The sequence below is a fragment of the Caballeronia choica genome (assembly GCF_001544535.1).
GTDB classification, from domain to species: domain Bacteria; phylum Pseudomonadota; class Gammaproteobacteria; order Burkholderiales; family Burkholderiaceae; genus Caballeronia; species Caballeronia choica.
Window position 1 is genome coordinate 22,394 of sequence record NZ_FCON02000040.1, and the last position, 13,922, is coordinate 36,315.

The window sequence follows — 13,922 nt, forward strand, 5'->3', positions numbered from 1 at the left end:
GTGGTCACGCGGGAGAGAAGCGAACGACGCCATCGTCATCGACGTGACGCTTCAATTCGCCGTCGAGCCACAGCAGATGAAGATGCGCGAGCGCTTCGCCAAGCGCGAATGTCATCTGATGAATATCGAGCTTGCGCTTGAACATCAGCGGCACGATTTCGGCGGCGCTTTGCGGCTTCGTCGCACAGGCTTCGCGCACCTCCGCGAGACGCGCCTTGTGGTGATCGCGTAACTGCCCGATGCGCGTATGCATGCCGCGAAATGGCTTGCCATGCGACGGCAGCACGAGCGTATCGGCGGGCATCGTTTCATAGCGGCCCAGCGATTCCAGGTACAACGCGAGCGGATTGCCTTCCGGCTCGATCCCGAACACCGACACGTTCGTCGAGATGCGCGGCAACACCATGTCGCCGGAAATCAGCAGCTTCGCGTCCGCGCAAAAGAGCGCGCTGTGCTCCGGCGAATGGCCGTAGCCGGACACGATTTCCCATGCGCGGCCGCCGATCGTGAGCGTGTCGCCGTCGCGCAGACGGCGGAATTCCGGCGGGATCGAAGGCACGAGCGACGGGTAGTAGCTGTCGCGCTTCTTCAGCGCGTCGAGCGAGGCTTCGTCGTTCAGGCCGTGCCGCGCAAAATGACGCGCAGCGCGCTCGCCGCCCGCGTTGGAGCCGTCGCCGGCTGCCATCACGCGGCCCATCGCGTATTCGCCGAGCGAAATCCAGAGGCGCACGTTCCAGCGTTGTTTGTCGCCGCCCTGGCAGATCCAGTCGGCGAGCCCGAGGTGATCCGGATGGCAATGCGTGACGATCACGCGCAGCACGGGCATGCCGTCGAGCAGCGTGTCGAAGATGCGCTCCCAGTTGGCGCGGATCGTCTCGCTCGAGATACCGCAATCGACCACCGTCCAGCCACGCTCGCCGTCGATCTCATCGCGCATCAGCCAGAGATTGATGTGATCCAGCGCGAACGGCAGCGGCATGCGCACCCAGAACACGCCGGGCGCCACTTCCATGACGCCGCCGGATTCCGGTAGCGTGTCGGTGAAGACGTAGTCGAGTTGATGTTCGAGGGCGTTCATTCGGGGGATGTCTCCGGGTTGCGGCGCCGTTGCATTTTAGCCAGGTTGACGATAACGTAAACGTACATATTAACTTCCGTAGAACAATCGCGCTGCAACCCGGCGCTCTGCGATGGATCAGCACACGCAATATACGATCACCGAACTGGCGCGCGAATTCGAAATCACGCCGCGCGCCATTCGCTTCTACGAAGACCAGGGCCTGCTCGCACCGACGCGCGAAGGCTCGGGCGGCCTGCGTCGCGTGTATTCGTCGCGGGATCGCACGCGGCTCAAGCTCACGCTGCGCGGCAAGCGGCTCGGCTTTACGCTGTCGGAGATTCGCGCACTGCTCGATCTCTACGACTCGCCGACCGGCACCGTCTCGCAACTTCATGCGTTTCTCGACACGATCGCCGCGCATCGCAAGGTGCTGGAGCGGCAACTGGAGGACCTGAACGCGACCCTCGCCGAACTCGCGGAGTACGAGCAGCAGGGTCGCGCACTGCTTTCAGCGAGCGCAGAAAAGCGCGCGCGCAAGTCGAAGGCCGCATGATGGATCACACGAACTTCGCGGCGGGCATTAAGCGTGGCCGGGATGCGAAGCAAACCGGCGACACCCCACGACGTGCAGGGTCGACATGAACCACTTCCCCAAGCTGCTCTCGTCGCAAGTCGCCTTCGACATCGCGCAGACGATGCTCGAAGGGTTCGACCGTCACTACCGCGTGTTTCGCGATGCCGCGATCAAGGCCAAGACGCTGTTCGAAACGTACAACTGGCTCGCGCTGCAACAGCTTGCGCGTGAGCGCATCGCGTCGTACGACGATCGCGTCGACGAGTGCGTGATGCTGCTCGAAGACGAATACGACGCGGAAAACATCGACGCCGAAATCTGGCAGCAGATCAAGCTGCACTATATCGGGCTGCTCACGTCGCACCGGCAGCCGGAGTGCGCCGAGACCTTCTTCAACTCGGTGTGCTGCAAGATCCTGCATCGCTCGTACTTCAACAACGATTTCATCTTCGTGCGCCCGGCCCTCTCGACCGAATACATCGAGAACGGCGAACCGGCCGCGAAGCCAACCTATCGCGCGTATTACCCGGCGAAGGACGGGCTCGCCGCGACGCTGGAACGCATCGTCACCAACTTTCAGTTGAACGCGCCATTCGAAGACCTCGAACGCGACGTGCAGTGCGTGATGCAGTCGATGGCCGAAGTCTCCGGCGACTTCAAGGCGGCGCCGAATTTCCAGATCCACATTCTTTCGTCGCTGTTCTTTCGCAACAAGGCCGCGTATATCGTCGGGCGCATCATCAATGCCGACAGCGTCGTGCCGTTCGCGGTGCCCGTGCGCCATACGCAGCCGGGCCTGCTCGCACTCGATGCCGTGCTGCTCACCCGCGAGCAGTTGCTGATCATCTTCAGCTTCGCGCACTCGTATTTTCTCGTCGACATGGAGGTGCCGTCGGCATACGTGCAGTTCCTGCGCTCGATCATGCAGGGCAAGCCGAAGGCGGAAATCTATACATCCGTTGGCTTGCAGAAGCAGGGCAAGAACCTCTTCTATCGCGACCTGCTGCATCATCTCTCGCATTCGAGCGATCAGTTCATCATCGCGCCCGGCATCAAGGGGCTGGTGATGATCGTGTTCACGCTGCCGTCGTTTCCGTACGTGTTCAAGATGATCAAGGACTACTTCCCGCCGCCGAAGGACACGACGAGAAAGAAGATCCAGGACAAGTATCTGCTCGTCAAGCGCCATGACCGGCTGGGGCGCATGGCCGACACGCTCGAATATTCGAGCGTCGCGTTGCCGATCGCGCGGCTCGATCACGCGCTGATTCGTGAACTGGAGAAAGAGGCGCCATCGATGATCGAATACGAGGGCGACAACCTCGTGATCAAGCATCTGTATATCGAGCGCCGCATGGTGCCGTTGAATCTGTTCCTGCAGAACGCCAGCGACGCCGATATCGACCACGGCATCAGGGAATATGGCGAAGCGATCAAGGAACTGATGCAGGCCAACATCTTCCCCGGCGACATGCTCTACAAGAACTTCGGCGTGACGCGCCATGGCCGCGTGGTGTTCTACGACTACGACGAAATCGAGTACCTGACGGACTGCAACGTGCGCAAGGTGCCCGCGCCGCGCTACGAGGAAGACGAGATGTCCGGCGAGCCGTGGTACACGGTTGGCCCGCACGACATCTTTCCCGAAACCTACGGCACGTTCCTGCTCGGCGACCCGCGCGTGCGCGAAGCGTTCATGCGCCATCACGCCGATTTCTTCGATCCCGCGCTCTGGCAAAGGAACAAGGACCAACTGCTGCGCGGCGAACTCGCCGACTTCTTTCCCTACGACCGTTCCGCCCGATTCTGCATCCGCTATCCGGAGCGCTTCGAGCAGGACCCGAACGCAATCGCATCCACACGCGCACGCGCTGCGTGACGAAGGCGGACTCAAACCACATCATGAATACGACTGACGACAACACCAACGCACACAACCCGCTCGCGCACCTGTTCGACAACAACGCGGCATGGGTCGAGCGCAAGCTCGGCCACGATCCCGAATACTTCTCGCGGCTCGCGCATCAACAGGCGCCGGAGTATCTGTGGATCGGCTGTTCCGATTCGCGCGTGCCGGCCAACCAGATCATCGGACTGCCGCCGGGCGAGGTCTTCGTGCACAGAAACATCGCGAACGTGGTGGTGCACTCGGACCTCAACTGCCTGTCGGTGATCCAGTTCGCCGTCGATCTGCTCAAGGTCAAGCACATCATGGTGGTCGGCCACTATGGATGCTCGGGCGTCGCCGCGGCGCTCGTGAGCCGCCGCGTCGGTCTCGCGGACAACTGGCTGCGCCACGTCGAGGACGTGCGCGACAAGCACGCGCACCTGCTCGACGAATGGCCGATGGGCAGCGCGCGGCATCGCAGGCTGGTCGAACTCAATACCATCGAGCAGACCGTGAACGTGTGCCGCACGACCATCGTGAACGATGCGTGGGCGCGCGGCCAGGAGCTCACCGTGCACGGCTGGGCGTATGGCGTGCACGACGGCCGCGTGCGCAACCTGGGCATGATGATCCACGCGACCGAGCAGATCGAATCGACGTACCAGTCATGCATCGCAGCGCTTGCACGAGGCGGCGCGCATTCCGTGGAGAACGACGTGCTCGCGTCCGATGCCGCGCGTCTCGGAGATATTCCCGCCATTGTCGAAGGCGTCATCAAGGAGTTAAAACATGAGTGAGACAAATCGTGATCCGGTGGTCATCGTATCGGCGGCGCGCACGCCGATGGCCGCTTTCCAGGGCGACTTCGCGTCGATGACGGCGCCCGAGCTGGGCGCGGTCGCCATTGCGGCGGCGCGCGAGCGCAGCGGCCTCTCGCCTGAGCAGATCGAAGAAGTGGTGTTCGGCTGCGTGCTGCCCGCGGGCCAGGGTCAGGCGCCCGCGCGGCAAGCCGCGCTTGGCGCCAAGCTGCCGCTCTCGACGGGCAGCACCACCGTCAACAAGATGTGCGGCTCCGGCATGCGCGCGGCGATGTTCGCGCACGACATGCTGCTGGCCGGCTCGGTCGAGGTGATGGTCGCGGGCGGCATGGAGAGCATGACCAACGCACCCTACCTGCTGCCGAAGGCGCGCGCCGGGATGCGCATGGGCCACGGCCAGGTGCTCGACCACATGTTCCTCGACGGCCTCGAAGACGCCTACGAAAAGGGCCGGCTGATGGGCACGTTCGCGGAACAGTGCGCTTCGTCGTATGCGTTCTCGCGCGAAGCGCAGGACGCGTTCGCGATCGAATCGCTGCGGCGTGCGAAGCGCGCAAACGAAGACGGCTCGTTCAAGTGGGAGATCGCGCCCGTCACGGTGCAGGGGCGCAAGGGCGATACGGTGATCGATCGCGACGAGCAGCCGTTCAAGGCCAACCTCGACAAGATCTCGACGCTCAAGCCCGCGTTCGCGAAGGACGGTACGGTGACGGCGGCGAATTCGTCGTCGATATCCGACGGCGCCGCCGCGCTCGTGATGATGCGCGAATCGACAGCGAGCCGCCTCGGCGTGACGCCGCTTGCGCGCGTCGCGGGGCACAGCACGTTCGCGCAGCAGCCCGCGCTCTTCACCACCGCACCGGTCGGCGCGATCCGCAAGCTGTTCGAGAAGAACGGCTGGCGCGCGAACGAAGTCGATCTGTACGAGATCAACGAAGCATTCGCCGTCGTGACGATGGCCGCGATGCGCGAGCACGACCTGCCGCACGACAAGGTCAACGTGCACGGCGGCGCGTGCGCGCTGGGGCATCCGATCGGCGCGTCGGGTGCGCGGATTCTCGTCACGCTGATCGGCGCGCTGAAACAGCGCGGGTTGAAGCGCGGTGTCGCGAGTCTGTGCATCGGCGGTGGGGAGGCGACGGCGATGGGGGTGGAACTTCTGTAGTTTTTTTTGCGAATCCGGGAAGGCAATTCGTATCTACGATGTAGATACGAATGCTTGATATTTCCGCAGGGCGTATCTACAATGAATCTACATTCGTGGAGATGACCCAATGGTACTGTCGATTCAAAAATGGGGTAACAGTGCGGCGGTGCGCCTGCCCACCACGTTGCTCGAGCAACTCAAGGTCGCCTTGGGCGACAAGCTCACCGTCGACGTGCGCCCGGAGGGCCTCATGCTCAAACCGGCGCGGCACGCCTATACGCTAGAGGAGTTGCTCGCGCAGTGCGATCCGAAGGCTCCGATGCCGGCGGACCTGACCGCGTGGAACAGCGCCGTGCCGGTCGGTCGTGAAGCATGGTGAGGCGTGTCAAGTTTGATCGGGGCGACATCGTGCGCGTGAATCTGAATCCCACGGCAGGCCGCGAACAGCAGGGCGACTTTCGCCCTGCGCTGGTTTTGTCGCCCGCCGCATTCAACTCGCTCGGCGTCGCGCTGGTCGCGCCGATCACGCAGGGTGGCGAGTTCGCGCGATTCGCCGGCTTTGCGGTGCCGCTGTCCGGTTCCGGCACCGAAACGCAAGGCGTTGCGCTGGTGAACATGATTCGTACGCTGGATCTCGAGGCGCGCGGCGCAAAGACGATAGAGCGCGCACCGGTCGAAGTCGTGGACGACGCGCTCGCTCGTCTGCAAACCATTCTGGACTGACGGGCACGCGCCAATCTCTCGGCGTGGACGGCGGAGCCCCGCCCTTGCCCGGTGAAACGCAGGAAGGGACCAAGCATGAAAACTGTATTGATCGTCGGCGCGTCGCGTGGCATCGGTCACGAGTTTGCGCGCAGATATTGCCGCGACGGCTGGCGCGTGCTCGCCACCGCGCGCGACAAGACCTCACTCCACGCACTCGATGCGATGGGCGCGCAAACTTTCTCGCTCGATGTCACGCAACCCGAGCAGGTCACGGCGCTCGGCTGGCAACTCGATGGCGAGATGCTCGATGTCGCGATCATCGTGTCGGGTGTGTACGGCCCGCGCACGGAAGGCGTCGAGCCGGTCAGCGCCGAGGACTTCGACGACGTGATGCGCACCAACGTGCACGGCCCGATGCAGTTGATCCCCGTGCTGCTGCCGCTCACCGATGCGGCGAAAGGCGTGCTCGCCGTGCTGTCGAGCAGGATGGGCAGCATCGGCACGGCAAGCGGCACGACGGGCTGGCTTTATCGCGCGAGCAAGGCGGCGCTGAATTCGGTGCTCAAGGTGGCATCGCTGGAAACGCGCCACTCCGCGTGCATCGCGCTGCATCCGGGCTGGGTGCGCACGGAGATGGGCGGCTCGTCGGCGGCGATCGACGTCGCGCACAGCGTGTCGGGCATGCGCGCGGTGATCGCCGAAGCGGGTGCGATGCGCGATCAGTTCAACGGCAGTTTCGTGCAGTACGACGGCACGAAGCTCGACTGGTGACCCAAACAAAACTTAGAGAGGACCACGCGTGACTTACCAGGTACATGGCGTTTCCGCGTCGGGCAACTGCTACAAGGTCAGGCTCGCGCTCGAACAACTGAATCTGCCATACGTTTGGCATGAAGTCGACATGATGAACGGCGCCACGCACACGGATGCGTTTCGCAAGCTCAATCCGAACGGCAAGGTGCCGGTGCTGCAAATCGACGACACCACCTGTCTTGCCGAATCCGACGCGATCCTCTGCTATCTCGCCGAGGGCACGCCGCTGCTGCCGGCGGATCGCCTCGCGCGGGCGCAAGTGCTGCAATGGATGTTCTTCGAGCAATACAGCCACGAGCCGAACGTCGCGGTGGCGCGCTTCATCCTGCAGTTCCTGAAGCAAGCGGACGACCCGCGTCTGCCGGAAAAAACGGCGGGGTCATATCGCGCGCTCGATGTGATGGAATCGCATCTCGCGACGCGCACGTTTTTCGTCGGCGAGCGCTACACCGTCGCCGATATCGCGCTTTACGCGTACACGCACGTCGCCGATGAGGCGAATCTCGACCTGTCGCGCTATCCGGCGATCCGCGCCTGGCTCGCCCGCGTGCGCGAACAACCGCGCCATGTCGAAATGCCGGGCGTCGATCAATGAAACCGGTTGAATGCCCGTGCGGCGGCGCATCGCCGGAGCGTCGCACGAGCGATCGCGCGCCGCTCTACGCTGAATGTTGCGGCCGGTTCATCGAAGACGGCGCACTGCCCGCCAACGCGATGGAACTGATGCGTTCGCGCTACACCGCCTACGTGCTCGGCAATACGCCTTACCTGCGCATGACGTGGGCTGAAAACACCTGTCCCGCCGATCTCGACGCATCCGGCGATACAGGCACGCGCTGGCTCGGCTTGCAGATCAAACGCCACGTCCGGCTCGACGAACATCACGCGGAAGTCGAGTTCGTCGCACGTTATAAAACCGGCGGGCGCGCGCATCGCCTACATGAAACGAGCCGATTCATTCGCAATGCGCAACATCGCTGGTTATACGTCGACGGCGAAATAAAATCATAAATAAGCGCTACAAACGAAACGATCGGAACTAATTCCCTGAATATGAGCTTTCATTAAGCGAGTAGTTACAGGGGTTCCTCTAATTGTTCACATGCTTTTTGTCCGGTTACTCTTCTCCTACGCTAGGTGTCCTTGCAAGCGACGCCTGAAACGTCTGTATTGAAGCCAATTGTCGTGTCTGTTCAGGGCATGACTCCCGGAACCCCGCCGTCATACTGTTCCCGAAGGTGAACAGGGAGATCGGTTTGTGACTTCAATTCGGGCCACACCGTATCTTTTTCTCCCTCAACGGCTGGAGTTCAATCGGATGGGAATCAAAACCTGGTTGGTCGGATGCAGCTTTTTGTGCGCCTTCGGGACGTTGCAGTCCGTCGCGCACGCCGAACCGATCGGGGGCACGCGCCAGTCTGAAGGACTTCAGGCTCCTGCTTTCGGGCAGATCCCCAGCGCCGCCGATGCCACCCTTCCCGCCGTCGACAATGGCCTGAACGAAACCGTCATCCGCATCCCGGAAGACGACATCACGCTCCAGACCACGGTTTTCAAGCCGAACGGCGCCGGCCCCTTCCCGATGATCGTGTTCAATCACGGCAAGCTGCCCGGCGACGCGCACGATCAGCCGCGCAATCGCCCGCTCGCCCTCGCCCGCGAATTCGTTCGGCACGGCTACGTCGTCGTGGTGCCGAATCGCCGCGGCTTCGCGGAATCGGGCGGCAACTATGCCGGCAACGGCTGCAACGTCGAAGCGAACGGCTATGCGCAAGCGCGCGACGTCGCCGCGACCGTCGCCTACATGAGCGAGCAGCCGTACATCGACAAGACGCATATCGTCGTCGGCGGCACGTCGCACGGCGGGCTGACGGCCATCGCCTACGGCGCGCACGACGCTGCCTCCGCACCCGGCGTGCGGGGCCTGATCAACTTTTCCGGCGGCCTGCGCCAGGACGAGTGCGCGGGCTGGCAGAAAAACCTGACCAACGCATTCGGCGCCTACGGCGAAAACGTGCGTTTGCCGTCGCTGTGGTTCTACGGCGAGAACGATTCCGTCTGGCAGGGCGGACTCGCCGGCCAGATGTACACCGCATTCACCGAACACGGCGCCAAGGCGCAGATGGTCGACTTCGGCGCGTACAAGAACGACGCGCACCGGCTGGTCGGCGACCGTGACGGCGTGCAGATCTGGTGGCCGCAAGTGAAGGCGTTCCTCGCGCAAATCGGCATGCCGACCGCGGTGCAGTACCAAGTCTCCGAGCCGCAGGCGCCGAAAGCGACCGGCTACGCGAGTCTCGACGCGGTCACGGCGGTCCCTTTCCTCGATGAAGGCGGCCGCGCCGGTTATCGCAACTTCCTGCACCAGTATTCGAGCCGCGCGTTCGCCGTATCGAATTCGGGCGCGTGGTCGTGGGCCGAAGGCGGCGACGACCCGATGTCGGTTGCGCTCGCGAGCTGCCAGAAGCAAAGCAGCGATCCGTGCCGGCTGTATGCGGTCAACGAAGACGTCGTCTGGCGCGATGCCAGCGGCGACACGCAGACTGCATCGCGCTAAACGCGTCCTCACTTCGAATTTTTATCGCGCCGGCCTCGAGCCGGCGCTTTTGTATCTTCACGCGCCAGAAGGCACGACAAGCGGCCGCGTTGGGCGAAGTTAGGCGCGAAGTCGGGCGCAATGACGCCCTCGCCGCCGGCTTCACGACAAGTCCGCCGACCGGCCAACCGCGCCGGAATCGAATTAAATTCCGAATTTAGAGATAATCGGTATCTCGTCGTCCACCTTGCGAAGACCTATCCATGACCGATGCGCTGAACCTGCAACGCCTCAAGTTCACTGTCGAAGGGCACGTGGCCCGCGTGACGCTCGACCGCCCCGACGTGCGCAACGCGTTCGACGACGCGACGATCGTCGAACTGACCGCCGCCTTTCGCGCGCTCGACGACGACGCCAGCGTGCGCGCGGTCGTCCTCGCGGCGAATGGCCCGGCGTTCTGCGCGGGTGCCGACCTGAACTGGATGAAGCGCATGGCGGGTTATTCGGACACCGAGAACCGCGCCGACGCGCTCGGCCTCGCGACGATGCTGAACACGATCTACACGTGCCGCAAGCCCGTGATCGCCCGCGTGCAGGGCGACGCCTACGCGGGCGGCATGGGCCTGGTCGCCGCGTGCGACATCGCGATCAGCGCGGACACCGCGAACTTCTGCCTGTCGGAAGCGAAACTCGGCCTGATGCCCGCCACGATCGCGCCGTATGTGATCCGCGCGATGGGCGCGCGCGCGGCGCATCGCTATTTCGTCACCGCCGAGCGTTTCAACGCGGACGAAGCGCTGCGCATCGGTTTCGTGCATCAGGTCGTTTCGGCGGATCAGCTCGACGCGAGCGTCGAGGCGGTCGCGGCATCGATTGTCGCGAACAGCCCGAACGCGGTGCGCGAATGCAAGCAACTGGTGGTTGACCTGGCGGAGAAGACGATCGACGAAAACCTGATCGCCGATACCGCCGATCGCATCGCGCGCATTCGTTCGTCCGATGAAGGACGCGACGGCGTGCGCAGTTTCCTGGAGAAGCGCAAGCCGTCGTGGCTTGCGTGACGTATCGGGCGTGCGCGCTCGCGCATGTCATGGAGTTGCCTTGAATACAGAAGCCAATCAGGACTGGGTCGCGCGATCGCTCGCCGCCGTGTGGCATCCGTGCACCCAGATGAAGCATCACGAGCGCCTGCCGCTCATTCCGGTCGCGCGCGGCAAGGGCGCGTGGCTCTATGACCATGAAGGGCGCCGCTATCTCGATGGCATCAGTTCGTGGTGGGTGAATCTGTTCGGCCACGCGAACGCCGACATTAACGCGGCGCTGAAGGATCAGCTCGACACGCTGGAACACGCGATGCTCGCCGGCTGCACGCATGAACCGGCCGTGCTGCTCGCGGAGCGGCTATCCGCGCTGACGCAGCACACGCTCGGCCACGCGTTCTTTGCATCCGATGGCGCGTCGGCGGTCGAGATCGCGCTGAAGATGAGCTTTCACACTTGGCGCAATCGCGGGCAAGCGCAGAAAAGCGAGTTCGTGTGCCTCGCGAACAGCTATCACGGAGAAACGATCGGCGCGCTCGGCGTAACCGATGTCGCGCTGTTCAAGGACGCCTACGATCCGCTGATCCGTCACGCGCATGTGGTTACATCGCCGGATGCGCGGAAAGGCGCCGATGCCGTTCAGAATGCGCTCGCCGACATGCGCGCGCTCTTCGAAGCGCGCTCGCACTATCTCGCGGCGGTGATCGTCGAACCGCTCGTGCAGTGCGCGGCCGGCATGGCGATGCACGATCCTTCGTACCTGACGCAACTCCGCGCGCTGTGCGACGAATTCAACGTGCACCTGATCGCCGATGAAATCGCGGTCGGCTGCGGGCGCACCGGCACTTTCTTCGCGTGCGAACAGGCTGCGATCTGGCCGGATTTCGTATGCTTGTCGAAGGGCATCAGCGGCGGCTATTTGCCGCTGTCGATCGTGCTTACGCGCGACGAAATCTACGGCGCCTTCTACGACGACGACCTCACGCGCGGATTCCTGCACTCGCATTCGTACACCGGCAATCCGCTCGCGTGCCGCGCGGCGCTCGCCACGCTCGACCTGTTCAAAAGCGCGGACGTGTTCAACGAGAACCGTCGCAAGTCGTCGCTGTTGGGCCGCGCGTTGCAACCTTTGGCCGATCATCCGAACGTGCGCAACTTGCGCGAACGCGGCACGATCTTCGCGTTCGATGCCGCCATCGAAGACCCCGCGCAAGCCCGCACCTTCTCGCGGCGCTTCTTCGAAAACGCCTTGAAACAAGAGCTTTTATTGCGCCCGATCGGCACGACCGTGTACCTGATGCCGCCGTACATTCTCAACGACGAAGAACTCATGCTGCTCGCCGAACGCACACGCGCGACCTTCGAAGCAACGCTCGCGGAGGCCGCATGAGCCACACCTCGGATGCCCTCTTCGACACGCTGAAACAAGGCCTCGCCGACATCGACCAGCGCGGCTTGCGCCGCCGTCGCCGCATCGCGGACACCGCATGCGCGGCGCACATGACCGTGGACGGACGCGCGATCATCGGCTTCGCGAGCAACGATTATCTCGGCCTCGCCGCGCATGAAACGCTGCGCGCCGCGCTCGCCGAAGGCGCGCGTCGCTACGGCGCGGGCAGCGGCGGTTCGCATCTGCTCGGCGGACACTCGCGCGCCCATGCTCAACTCGAAGACGAACTCGCCGCGTTCTCGGGCGGCTTCGTCGACAACCCGCGTGCGCTTTACTTCAGCACCGGCTACATGGCGAACCTCGCGGTGATGTCGACGCTCGCCGGTCGCGGCACGCTGGTCTTCTCCGACGCGCTGAACCACGCGTCGCTGATCGATGGCGTCAGGCTTTCGCGCGCCGACGTGCAGATCTATCCGCACGCGGACGTCGAAGCGCTCGACGCGATGCTCGATGCGTCGTCGGACGAAGCGGCCACGAAGGTGATCGTCACCGATACCGTGTTCAGCATGGACGGCGATATCGCCCCGCTCGCGCGTCTCGTCGAACTGGCGGAACGCTACGGCGCGTGGCTCGTCGTCGACGATGCGCACGGCTTTGGCGTGCTGGGTCCGCAAGGACGCGGCGCGCTCGCGCACGCGGCGCTGCGTTCGCCGCATCTCGTCTATGTCGGCACGCTCGGCAAGGCGGCGGGTGTCGCGGGCGCGTTCGTCGTCGCGCATGAAACCGTGGTCGAATGGCTCGTGCAGCGCGCGCGTCCGTACATCTTCACGACGGCATCGCCGCCAGCGGTCGCGCATGCGGTGTCGGCGAGCATCGCGCTGATCGCGAGCGACGAAGGCGACGCGCGCCGCCAGCATCTCGGCGCGCTGATCGAGACCACCCGCGCAATGCTCAGGCGCACGCGCTGGCTGCCGGTCGATTCGCACACGGCAGTGCAGCCGCTCGTGATCGGCGGCAACGAGGAGACGCTCGCGCTCGCCGCCGCGCTCGATTCGAAGGGCCTGTGGGTTCCCGCAATCCGTCCGCCGACCGTGCCTGCGGGCACGTCGCGTTTGCGCATCTCGCTGTCGGCGGCGCATAGCGTTGAGGACCTCGCGCTGCTCGGCAACGCGTTGTCCACGTTGAGCGAGCAACAATCATGAACGCGCCGGTCTCCTTCTTCGTCACCGGCACCGATACCGAGATCGGCAAGACGCTGGTCTCGGCAGCGCTTCTGCATGGGTTCGCGCAGCAGGGGCTGCGCGCCGCCGCGATGAAACCGATCGCGGCCGGCGCGTTCGAGCGCGACGGCATCTGGCACAACGAAGACGCCGATCAGCTCGACGCCGCCGCGAACGTCCAGCTTCCGCCCGACGTCCGCACGCCGTATCTGTTGAAAGAACCGATCGCGCCACATATCGCCGCCGCACGCGAGAACGTCTCTCTCGATATCTCGCGCATCGTCGACGCCCACAAGCTCGCTATAACGCAGGCCGATGTCGTCGTCGTGGAAGGCGTCGGCGGCTTTCGCGTGCCGCTCACCGAGGTGCATGACACCGCCGATCTCGCGTTCGCGCTGGACCTGCCGGTCGTGCTCGTCGTCGGCATGCGGCTCGGCTGCATCAGTCATGCGCTGCTCACGGCCGAAGCGATTGCGGCGCGTGGCCTTCGGCTCGCGGGCTGGGTCGCGAATCGTGTCGATCCCGACATGCTCTATCCCGGCGAGAACATCGAAGCGATCCAGGTCAGGCTCGACAGTCAGTACAACGCGCCGCTCCTCGGCACGATCCCGCATCTCGCGCCGCCCGATGCAGGCCAGGCGGCGACCCATATCGATTCGGCCCTGCTGTTGCAGACGCTTCGCGCGGCGACACAGGTCAATGATTCACGTTTTATCGCAAAGGATTGATCA

The 13,922-nt window shown here is 63.9% G+C and carries 15 protein-coding genes; 14 read left to right on the plus strand and 1 reads right to left on the minus strand.

Annotated features, from left to right (window positions below; genetic code table 11):
- Positions 1-4 precede the first annotated feature (4 nt).
- The gene (locus AWB68_RS18860; protein ID WP_087645867.1) at positions 5-1,078 is read right to left on the minus strand and encodes an MBL fold metallo-hydrolase; all 1,074 of its coding nucleotides are present in this window, start codon (positions 1,076-1,078) and stop codon (positions 5-7) included.
- A 112-nt stretch (positions 1,079-1,190) separates the two neighbouring features.
- Between AWB68_RS18860 and AWB68_RS18865 the strand changes: the two genes are divergently transcribed.
- From AWB68_RS18865 to bioD, 14 genes are all read left to right on the plus strand, one after another.
- Positions 1,191-1,613 carry a MerR family transcriptional regulator gene (locus tag AWB68_RS18865; protein WP_087645868.1) on the plus strand — a complete coding sequence of 141 codons (423 nt, stop codon included), beginning with the start codon at positions 1,191-1,193 and terminating at the stop codon, positions 1,611-1,613.
- Positions 1,614-1,698: 85 nt separating this feature from the next.
- The gene (gene aceK, locus AWB68_RS18870; RefSeq protein ID WP_087645869.1) at positions 1,699-3,513 is read left to right on the plus strand and encodes a bifunctional isocitrate dehydrogenase kinase/phosphatase; all 1,815 of its coding nucleotides are present in this window, start codon (positions 1,699-1,701) and stop codon (positions 3,511-3,513) included.
- Between the two features lie 23 nt (positions 3,514-3,536).
- On the plus strand, positions 3,537-4,319 hold the full coding sequence (gene can, locus AWB68_RS18875) for a carbonate dehydratase (protein ID WP_087645901.1): 783 nt from the start codon (positions 3,537-3,539) through the stop codon (positions 4,317-4,319).
- On the plus strand, positions 4,312-5,505 hold the full coding sequence (locus AWB68_RS18880; protein ID WP_087645870.1) for an acetyl-CoA C-acetyltransferase: 1,194 nt from the start codon (positions 4,312-4,314) through the stop codon (positions 5,503-5,505). Before can ends, AWB68_RS18880 begins: the two co-directional genes overlap by 8 nt.
- Before the next feature lie 109 nt (positions 5,506-5,614).
- A complete protein-coding gene (locus AWB68_RS18885) occupies positions 5,615-5,866 on the plus strand; it encodes an AbrB/MazE/SpoVT family DNA-binding domain-containing protein (protein WP_087645871.1) in 252 nt (83 codons plus the stop codon).
- A complete protein-coding gene (locus AWB68_RS18890) occupies positions 5,860-6,210 on the plus strand; it encodes a type II toxin-antitoxin system ChpB family toxin (protein ID WP_087645872.1) in 351 nt (116 codons plus the stop codon). Before AWB68_RS18885 ends, AWB68_RS18890 begins: the two co-directional genes overlap by 7 nt.
- 75 nt (positions 6,211-6,285) lie before the next feature.
- Positions 6,286-6,963: an SDR family oxidoreductase gene (locus AWB68_RS18895; RefSeq protein ID WP_087645873.1), complete on the plus strand. Its 678-nt coding sequence runs from the start codon at positions 6,286-6,288 to the stop codon at positions 6,961-6,963.
- 28 nt (positions 6,964-6,991) lie between these two features.
- Positions 6,992-7,600, plus strand: a complete 609-nt coding sequence (locus AWB68_RS18900; RefSeq protein WP_087645874.1) for a glutathione S-transferase family protein — start codon at positions 6,992-6,994, stop codon at positions 7,598-7,600.
- Entirely contained in the window at positions 7,597-8,016 is a 420-nt protein-coding gene (locus AWB68_RS18905; protein WP_087645875.1) for a YchJ family protein, read from the plus strand. Before AWB68_RS18900 ends, AWB68_RS18905 begins: the two co-directional genes overlap by 4 nt.
- 307 nt (positions 8,017-8,323) lie before the next feature.
- Positions 8,324-9,562 carry a dienelactone hydrolase family protein gene (locus AWB68_RS18910; protein WP_087645876.1) on the plus strand — a complete coding sequence of 413 codons (1,239 nt, stop codon included), beginning with the start codon at positions 8,324-8,326 and terminating at the stop codon, positions 9,560-9,562.
- Between the two features lie 242 nt (positions 9,563-9,804).
- The gene (locus AWB68_RS18915) at positions 9,805-10,602 is read left to right on the plus strand and encodes an enoyl-CoA hydratase/isomerase family protein (RefSeq protein ID WP_087645877.1); all 798 of its coding nucleotides are present in this window, start codon (positions 9,805-9,807) and stop codon (positions 10,600-10,602) included.
- 40 nt (positions 10,603-10,642) lie between these two features.
- A complete protein-coding gene (bioA, locus tag AWB68_RS18920; RefSeq protein WP_087645878.1) occupies positions 10,643-11,971 on the plus strand; it encodes an adenosylmethionine--8-amino-7-oxononanoate transaminase in 1,329 nt (442 codons plus the stop codon).
- Positions 11,968-13,173 (plus strand): 8-amino-7-oxononanoate synthase, encoded by a 1,206-nt coding sequence (bioF, locus tag AWB68_RS18925; RefSeq protein ID WP_087645879.1) that lies wholly within the window; start codon positions 11,968-11,970, stop codon positions 13,171-13,173. Before bioA ends, bioF begins: the two co-directional genes overlap by 4 nt.
- Positions 13,170-13,919 (plus strand): dethiobiotin synthase, encoded by a 750-nt coding sequence (gene bioD / locus AWB68_RS18930; RefSeq protein WP_087645880.1) that lies wholly within the window; start codon positions 13,170-13,172, stop codon positions 13,917-13,919. Before bioF ends, bioD begins: the two co-directional genes overlap by 4 nt.
- The last annotated feature ends 3 nt before the right edge of the window (positions 13,920-13,922 follow it).

Bases quoted from the DNA above. Each gene is read 5' to 3' on its own strand.
- AWB68_RS18860 (WP_087645867.1), bottom strand. From the start codon at position 1,078: ATGAACGCCCTCGAACATCAACTCGACTACGTCTTCACCGACACGCTA.
- AWB68_RS18865 (WP_087645868.1), top strand. From the start codon at position 1,191: ATGGATCAGCACACGCAATATACGATCACCGAACTGGCGCGCGAATTC.
- aceK (WP_087645869.1), top strand. From the start codon at position 1,699: ATGAACCACTTCCCCAAGCTGCTCTCGTCGCAAGTCGCCTTCGACATC.
- can (WP_087645901.1), top strand. From the start codon at position 3,537: ATGAATACGACTGACGACAACACCAACGCACACAACCCGCTCGCGCAC.
- AWB68_RS18880 (WP_087645870.1), top strand. From the start codon at position 4,312: ATGAGTGAGACAAATCGTGATCCGGTGGTCATCGTATCGGCGGCGCGC.
- AWB68_RS18885 (WP_087645871.1), top strand. From the start codon at position 5,615: ATGGTACTGTCGATTCAAAAATGGGGTAACAGTGCGGCGGTGCGCCTG.
- AWB68_RS18890 (WP_087645872.1), top strand. From the start codon at position 5,860: ATGGTGAGGCGTGTCAAGTTTGATCGGGGCGACATCGTGCGCGTGAAT.
- AWB68_RS18895 (WP_087645873.1), top strand. From the start codon at position 6,286: ATGAAAACTGTATTGATCGTCGGCGCGTCGCGTGGCATCGGTCACGAG.
- AWB68_RS18905 (WP_087645875.1), top strand. From the start codon at position 7,597: ATGAAACCGGTTGAATGCCCGTGCGGCGGCGCATCGCCGGAGCGTCGC.
- AWB68_RS18910 (WP_087645876.1), top strand. From the start codon at position 8,324: ATGGGAATCAAAACCTGGTTGGTCGGATGCAGCTTTTTGTGCGCCTTC.
- AWB68_RS18915 (WP_087645877.1), top strand. From the start codon at position 9,805: ATGACCGATGCGCTGAACCTGCAACGCCTCAAGTTCACTGTCGAAGGG.
- bioF (WP_087645879.1), top strand. From the start codon at position 11,968: ATGAGCCACACCTCGGATGCCCTCTTCGACACGCTGAAACAAGGCCTC.
- bioD (WP_087645880.1), top strand. From the start codon at position 13,170: ATGAACGCGCCGGTCTCCTTCTTCGTCACCGGCACCGATACCGAGATC.